14 protein-coding genes are annotated in these 15,497 nt (G+C 75.9%); 5 read left to right on the plus strand and 9 right to left on the minus strand.

The features are described 5' to 3' along the window. Window positions 1–65: 65 nt before the first annotated feature. Window positions 66–560 carry an acyl-CoA thioesterase gene (locus H9657_RS05770; protein ID WP_191781265.1) on the plus strand — a complete coding sequence of 165 codons (495 nt, stop codon included), beginning with the start codon at window positions 66–68 and terminating at the stop codon, window positions 558–560. Here H9657_RS05770 and H9657_RS05775 read toward each other — a convergent pair. From H9657_RS05775 to ptsP, 5 genes are all read right to left on the minus strand, one after another. Continuing rightward, window positions 541–2,244, minus strand: a complete 1,704-nt coding sequence (locus tag H9657_RS05775; RefSeq protein ID WP_191781267.1) for an SDR family oxidoreductase — start codon at window positions 2,242–2,244, stop codon at window positions 541–543. The two genes, H9657_RS05770 and H9657_RS05775, sit on opposite strands and share 20 nt — an antisense overlap. 47 nt (window positions 2,245–2,291) lie before the next feature. Next, window positions 2,292–3,284, minus strand: a complete 993-nt coding sequence (locus tag H9657_RS05780; protein ID WP_191781269.1) for a DNA topoisomerase IB — start codon at window positions 3,282–3,284, stop codon at window positions 2,292–2,294. Between the two features lie 91 nt (window positions 3,285–3,375). Then, on the minus strand, window positions 3,376–4,260 hold the full coding sequence (locus H9657_RS05785) for an acyl-CoA thioesterase (RefSeq protein WP_191781271.1): 885 nt from the start codon (window positions 4,258–4,260) through the stop codon (window positions 3,376–3,378). Next, entirely contained in the window at window positions 4,253–4,636 is a 384-nt protein-coding gene (locus H9657_RS05790; protein WP_318241319.1) for a globin, read from the minus strand. The genes H9657_RS05785 and H9657_RS05790 overlap by 8 nt, the downstream gene beginning before the upstream one ends. A gap of 70 nt (window positions 4,637–4,706) precedes the next feature. Next, window positions 4,707–6,389, minus strand: coding sequence for a phosphoenolpyruvate--protein phosphotransferase (ptsP, locus tag H9657_RS05795; RefSeq protein ID WP_191781275.1), 1,683 nt, complete (start codon window positions 6,387–6,389; stop codon window positions 4,707–4,709). A gap of 200 nt (window positions 6,390–6,589) precedes the next feature. On the opposite strand from ptsP, the gene H9657_RS05800 reads away from it, so the two are divergent. Both H9657_RS05800 and H9657_RS05805 read left to right on the plus strand, forming a co-directional pair. Beyond that, the gene (locus tag H9657_RS05800) at window positions 6,590–6,820 is read left to right on the plus strand and encodes a glucose PTS transporter subunit EIIB (RefSeq protein ID WP_191781277.1); all 231 of its coding nucleotides are present in this window, start codon (window positions 6,590–6,592) and stop codon (window positions 6,818–6,820) included. A gap of 13 nt (window positions 6,821–6,833) precedes the next feature. Further along, a complete protein-coding gene (locus H9657_RS05805) occupies window positions 6,834–7,304 on the plus strand; it encodes a PTS sugar transporter subunit IIA (RefSeq protein ID WP_191781279.1) in 471 nt (156 codons plus the stop codon). A gap of 7 nt (window positions 7,305–7,311) precedes the next feature. On the opposite strand, the gene H9657_RS05810 is transcribed toward H9657_RS05805, so the two are convergent. The 4 genes from H9657_RS05810 to H9657_RS05825 form a co-directional block, all read right to left on the minus strand. Then, window positions 7,312–8,514, minus strand: a complete 1,203-nt coding sequence (locus tag H9657_RS05810) for a mechanosensitive ion channel family protein (protein ID WP_318241320.1) — start codon at window positions 8,512–8,514, stop codon at window positions 7,312–7,314. Further along, window positions 8,511–10,706 (minus strand): prolyl oligopeptidase family serine peptidase, encoded by a 2,196-nt coding sequence (locus tag H9657_RS19565; protein ID WP_191781281.1) that lies wholly within the window; start codon window positions 10,704–10,706, stop codon window positions 8,511–8,513. Before H9657_RS19565 ends, H9657_RS05810 begins: the two co-directional genes overlap by 4 nt. 69 nt (window positions 10,707–10,775) lie before the next feature. Continuing rightward, window positions 10,776–11,540: a hypothetical protein gene (locus tag H9657_RS05820; protein WP_191781283.1), complete on the minus strand. Its 765-nt coding sequence runs from the start codon at window positions 11,538–11,540 to the stop codon at window positions 10,776–10,778. A 47-nt stretch (window positions 11,541–11,587) separates the two neighbouring features. Continuing rightward, window positions 11,588–12,673, minus strand: coding sequence for a hypothetical protein (locus H9657_RS05825; protein ID WP_191781285.1), 1,086 nt, complete (start codon window positions 12,671–12,673; stop codon window positions 11,588–11,590). A gap of 124 nt (window positions 12,674–12,797) precedes the next feature. Between H9657_RS05825 and malQ the strand changes: the two genes are divergently transcribed. Continuing rightward, window positions 12,798–14,924, plus strand: a complete 2,127-nt coding sequence (gene malQ, locus H9657_RS05830) for a 4-alpha-glucanotransferase (protein WP_191781287.1) — start codon at window positions 12,798–12,800, stop codon at window positions 14,922–14,924. Next, on the plus strand, window positions 14,921–15,451 hold the full coding sequence (locus tag H9657_RS05835) for a P-loop NTPase family protein (RefSeq protein ID WP_191781289.1): 531 nt from the start codon (window positions 14,921–14,923) through the stop codon (window positions 15,449–15,451). Before malQ ends, H9657_RS05835 begins: the two co-directional genes overlap by 4 nt. The last annotated feature ends 46 nt before the right edge of the window (window positions 15,452–15,497 follow it).

Consider the following 15,497-nt stretch of genomic DNA (forward strand, 5'->3'; position numbering starts at 1 on the left):
ACCCACGCCGCGCGACGATACGACCTGGCGCCGCGACCGGGCGCCGGGCGGCACGAGGAGGACGCATGGCCAGGATCACGGTGCCGGTGCAGCTGCGCTGGTCCGACATGGACGCCTACGCCCACGTCAACAACGTGGAGATGCTGCGCCTGCTGGAGGAGGCCCGCATCGAGGTGTTCTGGCGCCACCCCGAGGGCCCGGACGGCACGGTGCCCGACGGTGCCCGCCCGACGGCGGTCCTCGACGCGGGGCCGGGCGCCCTGACGTCGACGCTCGTGGCCCGCCAGGAGATCCAGTACGTGCGTCCCCTGCCGTACCGGCGGGCACCCGTCGTGATCGAGCTGTGGCTGGGGCACCTCGGCGGTGCGAGCCTCGACGTCTGCTACGAGGTCCGCGACGCACCGACGACCGTCGAGGGGTCGGTCGTGTTCGCGGTCGCGACGACGACGATCGTGCTGGTCGACACCGCGTCCGGGGCCCCGCGCCGCCTGACCGCGGAGGAGCGCGCGGTGTGGAGCCCGTACCTGGAGGAGCCCGTCGTCATCCGCCGTCGCGCGTGAGGTCCGCCCGCGCGCGCTCGGCCCGCTCGGCCGCGCGTGCGACGTTGCGCTGCATGCCGCCGAACACGACGCCGTGGAACGGGTAGACCGCCCACCAGTAGAGCTGCCCGCCGAGCCCGTGCGGGTGGAACAGCGCGCGCTGCGCGAAGACCACCGGCGGGGTGCGCCACGCCGTGGGGTCCCACGAGCCCTCGGCGTCGTGCGCGCCGGGGTCGGGCTCCGGCCCTGCTCCCGGACCGGCGTCCTCGGCCGCCTCGACCCGCAGCTCGAGCCACGCCAGGCCCGGCAGCCGCATCTCGGCCCGCAGCCGCAGCATGCGTCCGGGCACCAGCTGCTCCACGCGCCAGAAGTCCACGGCGTCGTCGACGAGCAGGCGCGCGGGGTCGCGACGTCCGCGCCGCAGCCCCGGCCCGCCGACCACGCGGTCGAGCAGCCCGCGCACGCGCCACGCCAGCGCCCACGAGTACCAGCCGCGCTCACCGCCGACCGCCTCGACGACGCGCCACAGCGCGGCGGGTGACGCGTCGACCACGACGCGACGCTCGTCGACGTACAGCGAGCCGCCGGCCCAGTCCGGGTCGGACGGGAGCGGGTCGCTGGGCGCACCGGGGGGAGCGGCGGACGACCAGCGCGTGCTCACGCTCGCGCCCTGGACGCGGGCCAGCGCGAGCCGGACCGCGCGGTCGAACCCCACGAGGCCGCCGGGCGGGTCGGGGACGTGCTCGGCGATGTCGTGCTCCTCGCAGACGACCTCGTGGATCAGCGACTCGACGAGCGGCCGCGCCAGCCCCCCGGGCACCGGTGTGACCAGCGAGACCCACAGGCTCGAGAGGCGCGGCGTCAGCACGGGGACGGGCACGATGACGCGTCGGGGGAGGCCCGCGATCCGGGCGTAGCGCTGCATCATGTCGCGGTACGTCAGGACGTCGGGCCCGCCGATGTCGAAGACGCGGGACACGTCGCGCGGCATGGCGGCCGCACCCACGAGGTAGCGCAGGACGTCGCGGATCGCGATCGGCTGGATGCGGTTGGACACCCACCGGGGCACCGTCATCGCGGGCAGCCGCTCGGTGAGGTAGCGCATCATCTCGAACGACGCGGACCCCGAGCCGAGGATGACCGCGGCCCGCAGCACCGTGGTCGGCACACCCGAGGCCAGCAGGATCTCGCCCACCTCGGTCCGCGAGGCCAGGTGCGGGGACAGCTTCTCGCCCCGCGGGGACAGCCCGCCCAGGTAGACGATGCGCCCGACGCCCGCCGCGTGGGCGGCCTGCGCGAACGTCCGCGCGGTGCGACGGTCCCGCTCCTCGAACGTCTTCCCGGTCCCGAGGGAGTGGATGAGGTAGTACGCGACGTCGACGCCCTCGAGCGCGGCGCGGATCTGGGCGGGCTCCGCGGCGTCCGCCTCGACGACCTCGACGGTGTCGTACCAGGGGCGCCCGCGCAGCCGGTCGGGGTGGCGTGCCAGCGCCCGCACGCGGTAGCCCGCCGCCAGCAGCTCGGGCACCAGCCGCCCGCCGACGTAGCCGGTGACGCCGGTGACGGCGACGAGCGGTGCGTCCGGCCGGGGCCGGCCGTCCGGCCCCGGTCCGGGCACCAGCCCGCTGAGCGTGCGTGCGACGGGCTCGGGGGCGAGGTCCGGCTCGGGCGCGGTGCCGGGCAGGTCGTCGTGGCGGTCGCTCATCCGGGCAGTCTGCGGCCACCGGCGGGCGCCCGCACGCGGTCGTGCCGTCAGGACGTCAGGAGCGCCAGCGTGCGGCGCTCGGCCACCTGCTGCGAGCGTGTCGGGGCGATCGTCTCGCCCCGCTCCCACAGCTCGACGACGCGCGGGTCGATGTACGACGAGCGCGCGACGGTCGGCGTGTTCCCGAGCTCCTCGGCGACGTCCTTGACGACCGACGCCACGACGCGTCGCCGGGCCCGCTCGCTGCGGGGCGGCGGACCGGCGTCGGCCAGCCCCCGGGCCGCGAGCACGGTGGCGTGCCACGTGCGGAAGTCCTTGGGCGTCGCCTCCCCGAGCCGGTCGCGCACGTAGCGGCCGACGTCGGCGCTCGTGACGTCGTGCCAGCCGGCGTCGTCGCGCCAGGCCAGCAGCTCGGGGCTCTCGTCGCGGCGGCGCAGCAGCGTGCGGACGAGCTCGGCGACGACCTCGTCGTCGACCACGGTGTCCCGCACCTGACCCGACTTGGCAGGGAAGACGAGGTGCACCGCGCCGGGCCGGCCGTCCTCGTCGGGCAGGACCCGCACGTGCTCGCGCCGCAGCGTCGCGAGACCGAAGGAGCCGTGCCGGCGCGTGTAGCCCTCGGTGCCGACGCGCAGGTAGGCGCGGTCGAGCAGACGGAAGGCCAGGGCCAGCGCCTTGTCCCTCGGCATGCCGTCCAGCGCGAGGTCGGCCCGCACGCGCCGGCGCGCCGCCGGCAGCCGGCGCGCGACGTCCAGCACGTGCTCGTGCTTGAGCCGCGCCCGGCGCGCCTGCCACTGCTGGTGGTAGATGTACTGGCGCCGGGCCGCGTCGTCGAGTCCGGCCGCCTGGATGTGCCCGTTGGGCCACGGGCAGATCCAGACCTCGCGCCACGCCGGCGGGATCGCGAGGGTCCTCACGCGCTCGAGGTGCCCCGGTTCCACGATGCGCTGCCGGTCCACGTCGAGGTACACGAAGCCACGACCGGCCCGGCGCCGGGTCCAGCCGGGCTGGTCGAGGCGCACACGTCGCAGGCGAACCATGCCCGAGAGTGTCACCCGGCGGCGGGCGTCGCGCGCGGCGAGGTCGTCGACGCGCGGTCGGTGCCGGCGCGCACGGGTGGTCGACGCCCCGTCAGTCGGGGACGCGCACCATGCCCTCCTGCGCGATCGACGCGACGAGCGCGCCCTCGCGGTCGAACACGCGCGCGGCGCCCAGGCCGCGGCCGCCCTGTGCGCTCGGCGTGGACTGCGTGAACAGCAGCCAGTCGTCGACCCGCACGTCACGGTGCCACCACATGGCGTGGTCCAGGCTGGCCATGGAGAGCCCCGGCGTCGCCCAGGGCCGGCCCGCCCGGCGCAGCACGGGCTCGAGCATGATCTGGTCGCACGCGTACGCGAGCAGCGCGCGGTGCAGCAGCTGGTCGTCGGGCACCGGGCCGCGCGCGCGTGCCCACACGCTCTGGCGGCCCAGGGGCGAGTCCGCGTCGGGCCGCAGGTAGATGGGCCCCGTGATGTGACGCAGGTCGAACGCCGACTCCTGCGCCCAGAACTTGGCCATCGGGTGGTCGACGTCGCCCAGGACGTCGAGGGCCGAGGCGACCTCGTCCGGCCCCGGCACGTCGGGCATGGCCTCGGCGTACTCGATGCCCGGCTGACGCTCCTGGAACGAGGAGATCATCGACAGGATCGGCACGTCGCCCTGCAGGGCGTGCGTGCGGCGCGCCGAGAAGGAGCGGCCGTCCCGGAGCCGCTCGACCGCGAAGCGGATGGGGGCGGCGTCGTCGCCCGGTCGCAGGAAGTACCCGTGCAGCGAGTGCGGCAGCCGCCCGTCGGGGACGGTGCGTCCCGCGGCGAGCAGGGCCTGCGCGAGGACCTGCCCACCGAAGACGCGCCCCTGCGGCTGCGGCAGGCTCTGCCCCTCGAACACGTCGGGCTGCTGGGGGTCGGCGGTCAGGTCGAGCGCCCGCAGGACGGCGCCCACGGGGTCGTGCGCCGCACCGGTGGTCGGCTCAGTCATCGAACGTGTTGAGCATCGAGTGCGCGGCACGCTCGAGGTAGTCCCAGAGCTCGGCGTGGTGCAGCGGGGCGAGCGCGAGGGAGTCGAGCGCCGTGCGCATGTGCAGCATCCAGCGGTCCCGGGCGTCCGGGTTGACCTTGTAGGGCGCGTGCCGCATGCGCAGCCGCGGGTGCCCGCGCCGCTCGGAGTACGTCGTGGGGCCGCCCCAGTACTGCTCGAGGAAGAGCGTGAGGCGCTCGGCCGCGGGGCCGAGGTCCTCCTCCGGGTACATCGGGCGGAGCACGGGGTCCGTGGCGACGCCGCGGTAGAACTCGTCGACGAGCCTGACGAACGTCTCGTGCCCGCCCACGGCGGCGTAGAACGAGTCGTCTCTCACGCGGACCATCCTCACACGCGGGGCGCCGTGGCCCGGCAGCGCGGGGGTGTGGGGCGCACCACGCCGACCGTCACAGCCCGAGCTCGTCGAGCACGGGCAGCCCGGCACGGACGACGGCGCGCGCGTCCGCGGCGCTCGACGCGTCGGCGGCACGACGGGCCAGCAGGCGGCACGTCGCCAGGTCGGTGGCGCCGAGGACCGCCGCCACGTCGGGCAGCGCGCGCGGCGTCATCGACAGCGACGTCACGCCCAGGCCGACGAGCACGACGGCGAGGGCCGGGTCGGCGGCCGCCTCACCGCACACGCCGACGGGCCGCGCCTGCGCCGCACCGCCGAGAGCGGTGGCCTCGACCAGCCGCAGCACGGCCGGCTGCCAGGCGTCGGACAGCGCGGCGACGGCGCCCAGGAGGCGGTCCGCCGCCATCGTGTACTGCGTCAGGTCGTTGGTGCCGATGCTCGCGAAGCGGGCGTGCGCGAGCATCGGGCCGGCCAGCAGCGCGGCGCTCGGCACCTCGACCATGATCCCGGCGGTGGTCAGCCCGTGCCGCGCGCACGCGGCGACGAACTGCTCGGTCTCGTCGACGGTCGCCACCATCGGCGCCATCACCCACGTGGTCGTCCCGGGGTGCGCCGCGGCGGCGCGCGCGATCGCCGTGAGCTGGTCCTCGAGCACGTCGGGCCGCTCCTGCGCGACGCGCAGGCCGCGCACGCCGAGCGCCGGGTTGGCCTCGGGTGCCGCGTGGAGGAACGGCAGCGGCTTGTCGGCGCCCGCGTCGAGCGTGCGCACGACGACCTTGCGGCCCGTGAACGCCGACAGCACGCGCCCGTAGGCGGTGGTCTGCTCGTCGACGTCCGGCGCCTGCGTGCGGTCGAGGAACGCGAACTCGGTGCGGAACAGCCCGACGCCCTGCGCGCCGGAGTCGGCGGCGGCCTGCGCCTCGGCCGGGTCCCCGACGTTCGCCAGCAGCTCGACGCGGTGCCCGTCCGCGGTGCGCCCGTCACCGTCGAAGGTGCGGGCGGCACCGGCGAGCGCGCGCACGCGCCGCACGGCGTCGTCGGACGGGTCGCGCGTCACCGTGCCGGCGGCGCCGTCGACGAGCAGCAGCGTGCCCTCGGGGACGTCGAGCACGCCCGGGGCCGCCACCACCGCGGGGATGCCGCGCGAGCGCGCCAGGATCGCCGTGTGCGACGTCGGACCGCCGGCGGCGGTGACCACCGCGACGACGCGCTGCGGGTCCAGCGTCGCCATGAGCGCCGGGGCGAGGTCGTGCGCGACGAGCACGTAGGGTTCCGCGCGCACGGGCACCCCGGGCGCCTGCTGGCCCGTCAGGTGCGCGACGAGCCGGTCGCGCACGTCGACGACGTCGCGCACGCGCTCGGCCATCCGGCCGCCGAGCGCCTCGAGGTCGGCGGACACGGTGTCCGCCGCCTCCCACACGGCACGCTCGGGGACGAGGTGCTCGTCGAGGACCCGCTGCTGGGCGTCGGCCACCAGCGAGGGGTCCGCCGCCATCGCGGCGGCGGCGTGCAGCAGCGCCGCGGCGTCGCCCTCGGCCGCCAGCGCCGCGGCGTCGAGCTCGTCACGCACGGCCGCCGCGGAACGCGCGACCTGCTCGACGGCCGCCTGCCGGTCCGCGCCGGGGGGCAGACGCCGACCGGCGGGCGGTTCGGCGACCGCGTCGGGCAGGTGGACGGCCGGCCCGACCGCGCGGCCCGGGCTCACCCCGATGCCGACCACGTTGGTGGTGCCCACCTGCGACCTCCTCGGTGCTCCCGCGCGACGCGGCCCCGTCGCCGTCCGTCGTCGTCGTGCCTCGCAGTCTGTCGCGCCCGCGCGCGCCGGGCCAGCGACGACACACGTGTGCGGCGTCACCCTGCCCCGTGGACGCGGGGTCCGCAGGGCCCGCGACGGCGGTAACCTGGGGACGAGAAGCCGACACCCGGGGAGAGCCATTGAGCAAGGCAGAGCAGATCCTGGCCGCACTGGGTGGGGAGACGAACGTCGTCGACCTCGAGCCCTGCATCACGCGCCTGCGGGTCGAGGTCGGTGACGTGCAGCTCGTCGACGAGGCGGCGCTGCGGGAGAGCGGTGCGTTCGGTGTCGTGCGTTCGGGCCGCATCGTGCAGGTCATCGTCGGGCCCGAGGCGGACAGCCTCGCGGCCGAGCTCGACCACCTGCGCTGATCGTGGCTCTCGCGTGACCGGGCTGCGTCTCGCGAGCCCGGTCCCCGGGACGGTGCGGCCGCTGTCGGCCGTCCCCGACCCCGTGTTCGCCGAGCAGATGGTCGGGCCCGGCGTGGCGGTCGAGCCCGACCGCACCGGACGCCAGGACGTCCTGGCCCCGTGCGACGGCGTCGTCGGCGCACTGCACCCCCACGCGTTCGCGCTCGAGCTGGACGACGGCCGCGGCGTGCTCGTGCACGTCGGCATCGACACGGTCACCCTCGCGGGGCTCGGCTTCGACGTGCACGTCGAGCGGGGGCAGCGCGTGCGCGCGGGGGAGCGCGTGCTGAGCTGGTCCCCGGTGGACGTCGCGGCCGCGGGCCTGTCGACGGTGTGCCCCGTGATCGCGCTGCAGGCGGATCCTGCCGCGGTCACGGCCGTGGTCGCAGACGGCGAGCACGTGGCCGCGGGTCAACCCCTCCTGGCGTGGTCGCCCGCGCCCTGACGCCGCGTCACCCGGGCGAGCGCCGCTGCGGCTGCTCGGGCTCGACGGCCTCGTGCACCGGGGTGTCGTGGGGGTCGCGCGTGCCGTCCGCGGGGTCGGCGCTCGCAGGGTCGGTGCTCTCGTCGGCCCCTGTGTCGGCGTCCCCGGCGGCCTCTGCCTCACCCTCGGAGTCCGGTGCGGAGGCCTCCGGGACGGGCCGGTCGCGGCGCTCCTGGTGCGCGACCAGCGCGTCGCGCTGCCCGGCGAGCGGCACGCCGGCCGCCTCGAGCGCGTCGCGCACGGCGACCCGCAGGTGCCGGGCGACCTCCCAGTGCATCGCCGGCGCGGTCCGCACCGAGAGCCGCAGGCCCACGGCGTCGGCGGCCAGCTTCTCGGCCCCCGTGACGGTCGGCTCGCCCTGCAGGTACGCCCCGACGACGGGGTCCGTGGCCACCCTGCGCGCCGCCTCCTCGAGCAGGCCGCGCGCCTCGTCGAGGTCGACGAAGTAGTCCACGTCCACCTCGACCACGGCGGTGCTGAAGCCCTGCGTCTTGTTGCCGACGCGGACCATGGACCCGTTGGGGACGTACCAGAGCGTCCCGTCGACGTCGCGCAGCTTGGTCACACGCAGCCCGACGGCCTCGACGGTGCCGGTGGCGGCGCCGACGTCGACGACGTCACCGACCCCGTACTGGTCCTCCAGCAGCATGAACAGCCCGGACAGGAAGTCCTTGACCAGGCTCTGCGCGCCGAAGCCGACCGCGACGCCGACGATGCCGGCCGACGCGATGAACGGCGCCAGGTTGACGCCCAGGGCGTCGAGCACGAGGACCGCGGCGATGGACCCCACGACGATCGAGGCGGTCGAGCGCAGCACCGACCCGATGGTGCGCGCCCGCTGCGCGCGGCGCGCGGTCGCGAGCGGGTTCGCCTTGAGCAGCACCGACCCGACCTCGGAGCGCCCGAGCGGGCGCAGCAGGCCGCGCTCCGTGAGCGTCTCGCCCTCGGCGACGTGCTTGGTGATGCCCGCGATGGCGCGCCGCAGCAGGAGCAGCACGATCGCGCTGATGACGACGATGAGGACGATGCGCAGGGGGACGCCGACGAACCACTCGCCCCACTCGCCCGCCCAGGCACCCCAGTCGCCGTCCTCGGGCGTGATGGTCCCGGGGGACGGGTTGCTCGTGGACGTGATCAGGTCGGCGGCGAGCATGGTCGAGAACGCGGTCACCGGCCCACCTCCGCGAGCAGGCCGGTGCGGTCCGCGACGAACTGCAGCTGCTCGACCGACAGCCCGATCGTGCGCGACAGCGCGCGCGCCCCGTGCCCGACACCGATCTCGCGCCGCACCAGCACCGGCCGCTGCGCGGGGTCGGACGTCGTCGCGGCCTGCAGGGCCGCCGCGAGCTTGCGCGCGTGCAGCGGGTCGACGCGCGAGTCGCCCTCGAAGACCGTGAACAGCACCGCGGGGTAGGCGGTGCCGTCGACGACGCGGTGGTACGGGGAGTAGCCGAGCAGCCACCCCAGCTCCTGCGGGTCGTCGGCGTCGCCGTACTCCTCGGTCCACGTCACACCCAGGCCGAACCGCTGGTAGCGCACCATGTCGAGCAGCGGTGCGGAGCACACGGCGGCGGCCCACAGGTCGGGGCGCTGCGTGACCGCCGCGCCGACGAGCAGCCCGCCGTTGGAGCCGCCCCAGCACGCGAGCGTGGACGTGGTCGTCCACCCCTGCGCCACCAGGTGCTCGGCGACGGCGTGGAAGTCGTCGAAGACGTTCTGCTTGTGGGCGCGCATGCCGGCGCGGTGCCACTCCTCGCCCTCCTCGCCGCCCCCGCGCAGGTTCGCGACCACGTAGACGCCGCCGGCCTCGACCCACGCGAGCGTGGACGCGGAGAACGCCGGGTCCAGGCTGACCTGGAAGCCGCCGTACCCGTACAGCACGGTCGGGGCGGGCGACAGCGGCCGCCCGTCGTCGCCGACGCGGTCGGCGCGCGCGAGCACGAACGCGCGCACGGTCGTGCCGTCGGGGCTCGTGACCTCGATCTGCTGCGTGCGCACCTGCGGCAGGTCGGGCAGCGCCCCGGGGGGCGCCGCCCACAGCGTGACGGCCCCGGTCGTGGCGTCGTACCGGTGCACGTGCGGCAGCGTCACGTGGTCGGTGTAGGCGAACCAGACGTCCGGGCCGCCCTCGGGGCGGGTCACGAGGCCGGAGACCGAACCCAGCCCCGGCAGCGGGACCGTCCCCGTGCGGGCGCCCGTGCGGGGGTCGTGGACGGTGACCTCGCTCACGGCGTGCCGGCGCCACGCCGCCAGCAGCCCGGTGGGCGCGGTCGGGTCCCCGTCGTCGACGAACGCGACGTCCTCGAGCACCGCGACGTCGTCCTGCGGCAGCAGGGTGACCCAGTGCGCGACCCCGGGGGCCGTCGGTTCGGTGACGACGAGCCGGCCGCGGGGGGCGTCCAGGTCGGTGTGGACGTAGAGCCGCCCGTCGCGACCGACCCACGCGCCGACCTCGGCGTCCAGCCCCACGGCCACCTCGACGAACGTCGGTGCCTCGTGCGCGCCGGGTGCCGTGAGGTCCGCGATCCAGACGTCGGTGCGCGGCGCGGTGCCCGCCGCGGCGGACACGAGCAGCCAGCGGCCGTCGCGGCTGACCTGCACGCCGTAGTAGCTGGTCATCGGCAGGCCCGCGCCGAACACCTCGACGTCCTGCTCCGCGGGCGTCCCCACGCGGTGCAGCCACACGCGACGGTGGTACTGCTGCTCGTCGGCCGGCACGAGGTCGGGGGCGAGCCGCCGCACGTAGTAGAACGCGTCGCCGCCCGGCAGCCACGCGACGGGGGAGTAGCGCGCGCGGTCGATCGGCCCGTCGACGCTCTCGCCCGTCGCCACGTCGAGCACGTGCAGGACGCTCTCCTCGGTGCCGCCGTGCGACACCTGGTAGGCGAGCAGGTCGCCCTCCTTGGAGGGCTGCCAGGCGTCCAGGGTCGTCGTGCCCGTCGGGTCGAGCGCGAGCGGGTCGATGAGGACGCGCTCGACGACGCCGTCCGGGGTGCCCGCGGAGTCGTCCGGCTCGGCGACCACGACGACCGCGTGCTCCTGGTCCCCGGTGCGGCGCGAGAAGAACCGCCGGTCGCCGCGCCAGGCCGGAGCCCCGACGAACCCCGCGCCGAGCAGGCCGCGCAGGCGCGCCGAGAGCGCGGCATCGGCCAGCGGCGTGCCGGCGGCCCGTGCCGACAGACCCTCGCGGTAGGCCGCGTACAGGTCGTCCTGCGCGCGCGACCAGCGCTGCGTGCGCTCGTCGTCGGGGTCCTCGAGCGTCCGGTAGGGGTCGGCGACCCGGTGGCCGGCGAGCTCCTCGACGAGGTCGGTGCGCGGTGCCGGGGGGTAGGCGGTGGCGGTGGGTGCGGGCTCGGTCGTCACGACGCCCCAGGTTACGTGCCCCGGGCGCGGTCGCGCGGGCCGTGCCCCCGCCGGGCGGCGACGGGTGCCTCAGCGGGAGATCGGCACCGGCAGGTCGGTGACGACGTCCTGCACGCTGTCCTCCAGCTCACCGTCGCCGGTCAGCCGCACGGTGTGACGCGCGACCGTGGCGCCGTCCTGGACCCACGCGACGACATCGAAGCCGTCGGCGGTCGGCGTGGCCGTCGTCGGCGCGACCTGCCCGTCGAGGGCGGCACGGGCGGCGTCCGCGGCGGCCTGCGCGTCGGCGTCGAGCCGCGGGCGCAGCCGGACGTCGTCGAACGAGGCGATGCGCTGCGACCACTGCGTGAACGAGCGCGTCGCGTCCAGGTAGGTGTCGACGACGGCTGCGGCGGTGGCGGCGTCCTCGACGCGGACGTCCGCCTGCGCGAGCAGGTCGACGAACGCGTCGGGTGAGCCCGCGAGGACCACGGCGCGGTCGTCGTCCGACAGGGCGACGTACGCGCGCGACCCGTGCGACCCGCCGCGCGCGAGCACGTCGAGGACCTGCCAGCCGGTCAGCCAGGGCGTGTCGAGCGGTGTCACGGTGGTGCCGTCGGACGTCACGAGGTCGGCCAGCGCGGGGTCCTCCGCGCGCAGCGCCTCGGCCAGCCTGGTGGTCACGTCGTCCTCCTGCGGGCCGTCGGTCGTCGGGGTGCCGCCTGGCGGTGCGGTCGTCGCGGCGGTCGCCGTGGGGGTCGGGGTCGCGCTGCCGCCGTCGCACGCGCCGAGCGCGAGCAGGGCGCAGAGCGCAGCCGCGCCGACCGCGGCCCCGTGGTGGATGGTGCGTCGCACGCCTGCTCCTCGTCCCGTCGTCCGTCGCGTCACGCTAGCCGCTCGCGTCAGTGCCTGTCGTCCCACGCGTCCCCGTAGTACTCGTCGTAGGCGTCACCGGTGTTCGACGTCACGAAGGTCCCGTCGAGGAAGAGGTTGCGGACCGCGGCGAAGCCCGCGTCCCGCGCCTGCGCCGGGGTGCGTCCGGCGCCGACGGCGGCGTCGTACGCGTCCCAGTACGTGTCGTCCGAGACGTCGGTCGGCATCGTCACACCCGCGTCCTCGAGCTCGCGGGCCGCGATGATCTCCTCCACGACGCCACGCGTCTCCTCGTCGAGCATCCCGTTGACGTAGTCGTCGCGGGTGTCGCCGTCGATGTCCGGGCTCTGGTCCGCGGCGTCGCTCTGCGCGTGGTTGACCTCGTGGACGAGGGTCCGGACGGTCTCGAGCGGCGTGTTGCCCGTGTCGATGTAGACGTCCGAGCCGTCCCAGTACGACCCGCGGCTGCTGTCCCTGATGGAGATGCCGTTGTCGGCGAGCCACTGGAGCATCGCGCGCCCGCGCTCCGTCATCAGGAGCGTCCGGACCTCCTCGCTGTCGGGGTCCAGGCCCTCGGGGATCGTGACGCCGTCCACGACGGGCAGCCCGGTGGCCGGGTCCGTGGGGTGGCCGGTGGGCGTGGGGCTCGACGTGGGCTCGTCGGTGGGCTCGTCGGTCGGCTCCTCGGGGCAGAACCACCCGAGGGTCTCGCACCACCAGCTGGGCTCGTCGTCCTTCTCCTCCTCCTCGTCCTCGGGGTCGGAGCAGAACCAGCCGACGTTGTCGCACCACCAGCTCGGCTCGTCGTCGTCGTCCGGCGTCTCGGTGCCGGGGTCGCTCGGCCCGGCGGCGCTGCAGTCGGCCCGCCCGAGGGACGAGACCTCGCACACGAGCCGGGCGACGAGCGCCTGGGCGACGGGGCTGACGGCCAGGATCACCGACCCGACGATCGCGACGACGACGACCACGATGCCGACGTACTCGATCGTGCTCTGACCGCGGTCGCGCAGCGGGTCACCGACGGGACGGCCGGTGGTGAGGCGTTCCCTCCACGCCCCACCACGCGGCCGTCCCGTCGGCCGTCCTGGTACCCGCTCCCTGCTCCCTGCGGTCATGCCACCAGGCTCGGGGAGCGGGGTGGCCCGCGACCAGGGCCCCGAGCCCCTGTGCACGTGACCAGCACTGGGTCCCTGGGCCCCGCGTCCAGCCGAGCGACCCTCCCTCTGGCAGGATCGAGACGTGCCGGACACCACCTCTCTCGCGGACCTGCGGCGACTCGCCGCCGCCTACGACGTCGTCCCGGGCTACCGGGGTCACGACGGGCACGACCACGAGGCCTCCGACGAGACGCTGGTCCGCGTCCTCGCGGCGCTCGGCGTCGACGCGTCCTCGCCGGAGCGCATCGCGCTGGCCCTCGCGCACGTCGAGCTCATGCCGTGGCGGCGGGTGCTGCCGCCCGTGGTCGTCGTCCGGCAGGGCACGTCCGCCCAGGTCCCGGTGCACGTGACGCACGGCGACCCCGTCGACGTCTGGGTCGAGCTCGACCCCGAGGCGGGCGGGGGGCGTCGCGAGCTGAGCCAGGTCGACGTCGTCGTCGAGCCGCGCACGGTCGACGGGCGTCTCGTGGGGCGCGCGACGTTCGAGGTGCCCGACGACCTGCCGCTCGGGTGGCACGAGATCCGCACCGACGGGCCCAGCGCGCACGCGCACAGCCCGCTCGTCGTCACGCCGCAGCGGCTCGAGCTGCCCGACCGGCTGCGCGAGGGCGGCGTGTGGGGCCTCATGGCCCAGCTCTACTCGGTGCGCTCGCGCACGTCGTGGGGCGTGGGCGACCTCGGGGACCTCGCCGAGCTCGGGTGGCTCGCGGCCCACCGGTGGGGAGCGGACTTCCTGCTCATCAACCCGCTGCACGCGGCGGAGCCCGTCGAGCCGCTGACCCCGAGCCCGTACCTGCCGACCACGCGACGCTTCGTCAACCCGCTGTACATCCGCGTCGAGGACGTGCGCGAGACGGCGTACCTGTCGGCGGCGGACCGTGCGCTGCTGGAGTGGGCGGCCGAGCCCGTGATCGCGCTCGACGACGACCCCGGCCCGATCGACCGCGACGCGGCCTGGGCCGCCAAGCGGGCGGCCCTCGAGGTCGTGCACGCCCACCCGCGGTCGGCGGCCCGGCAGGCGGCGTTCGACGCCTTCGTCGAGGAGGAGGGCGAGGGGCTGCGCGAGTTCGCGCTGTGGTGCGCGCTCGTCGAGCGTCACGGCCCCGTCGCCGACTGGCCCGAGGACCTGCGCGACCCGCTCTCCGACGCGGTCGCCGCGGCGGCCGTCGAGCTCGCGGACCGGGTCGTCTTCTGGTCGTGGCTGCAGTGGGTCGCCGACGAGCAGCTCGAGCGCGCCCAGCGCGTCGTGCGCGAGGGCGGCATGGCGCTGGGGATCATGCACGACCTGGCGGTCGGGGTGCACCCCGAGGGTGCCGACGCGTGGGCGCTGCGCGACGTGCTCGCGACGGGTGCGTCGGTGGGGGCGCCGCCCGACATGTACAACCAGCAGGGGCAGGACTGGTCGCAGCCGCCGTGGCACCCCGAGGCGCTCGCGCGCGCCGCGTACCGCCCGTACCGCGACATGCTGCGCACGGTGCTGCGGCACGCCGGCGCCATCCGGATCGACCACGTCATCGGCCTGTTCCGGCTGTGGTGGGTCCCGGTCGGCAACAGCGCCAAGGACGGCGCGTACGTCCGGTACGACCACGACGCGCTCGTCGGGATCCTCGCGCTCGAGGCGCACCGTGCCGGTGCGGTCGTCATCGGCGAGGACCTGGGCACGGTCGAGCCGTGGGTGAGCGACTACCTGTCGGAGCGCGGCGTGCTCGGCACGTCGGTGCTGTGGTTCGAGCAGGAGCACGACGGCCGCCCGCGTCCGCCCGAGAGCTACCGCGAGCTCGCGCTCGCCACCGTCACGACGCACGACCTGCCGCCCACCGCCGGGTACCTCGCGGGTGAGCACGTGACGCTGCGCGACCGCCTGGGCCTGCTGTCCGAGCCCGTCGCGCAGGTGCGCGCGCACGCCGCGGCCGAGCGGGACGCCATGCTCGACGCCCTGCGCGAGCGCGGGCTGCTCGGGCACGACCCGTCCGAGCGCGAGATCGTCGAGGCGCTGCACCGGTGGATCCGGGCGACGCCCGCGGCGCTGCTGGGCGTGTCCCTGGCCGACGCCGTGGGGGAGCGACGGGCGCAGAACCAGCCGGGCACCGACCGGGAGTACCCCAACTGGAAGGTGCCCCTCGCCGACGGCACCGGACGGCTCGTGCTCCTCGACGACCTGTTCACCAACGCGCGCGCGCAGTCGCTCGCCGACGCGATGAACGAGTGAGCCGTCCCCCGCGGCGCGTACGGGTGGTCGGGACGTCCGGTGCCGGCAAGACCACGTTCGCACGACGGCTCGCGCGCACCCTGGACGCGCCGTACGTCGAGCTCGACGAGGTGTTCTGGGGTCCCGGCTGGGTCAAGCGCGACCCCGACGATGCCCGCTCCGACCTGCGCGCCCGCACGGCGGGCGGGCGCTGGGTCACCGACGGCAACTGGGAGTCCCGGCTCGACGGCGTGCTGGACGACGCCGACACCGTGGTCTGGCTGGACTACCCGCGCCGCACCGTGATGTCCCGGGTCGTGCGCCGCGCGCTCCGGCGCGGCCTGACGCGCGAGGAGCTCTGGCACGGCAACCGCGAGTCGCTGCGGAACCTGGTGCGCCGCGACCCCCACGAGAACATCGTGCTGTGGGCGTGGACGAACCACCCGGTCCTGACGCAGCGGTACGCCGCGCAGGCGGACGCGTCGCACGTCTTGCGGCTGCGCAGCCCGCGCGAGGCCGAGCGGTGGCTGCGCACGCTCGGCGGCTGACACGACGACGGCCCGGCCCCGGGCGGGGCCCCGCCCGCGGGGGGGG

The sequence above is a fragment of the Cellulomonas avistercoris genome (genome assembly GCF_014836445.1).
Classification (GTDB): Bacteria; Actinomycetota; Actinomycetes; order Actinomycetales; family Cellulomonadaceae; genus Cellulomonas; species Cellulomonas avistercoris.

Excerpts from the sequence above, each read along its gene's own strand:
- H9657_RS05770 (WP_191781265.1), top strand. The coding sequence starts at position 66 with ATGGCCAGGATCACGGTGCCGGTGCAGCTGCGCTGGTCCGACATGGAC.
- H9657_RS05775 (WP_191781267.1), bottom strand. The coding sequence starts at position 2,244 with ATGAGCGACCGCCACGACGACCTGCCCGGCACCGCGCCCGAGCCGGAC.
- H9657_RS05780 (WP_191781269.1), bottom strand. The coding sequence starts at position 3,284 with ATGGTTCGCCTGCGACGTGTGCGCCTCGACCAGCCCGGCTGGACCCGG.
- H9657_RS05785 (WP_191781271.1), bottom strand. The coding sequence starts at position 4,260 with ATGACTGAGCCGACCACCGGTGCGGCGCACGACCCCGTGGGCGCCGTC.
- H9657_RS05825 (WP_191781285.1), bottom strand. The coding sequence starts at position 12,673 with ATGACCGCAGGGAGCAGGGAGCGGGTACCAGGACGGCCGACGGGACGG.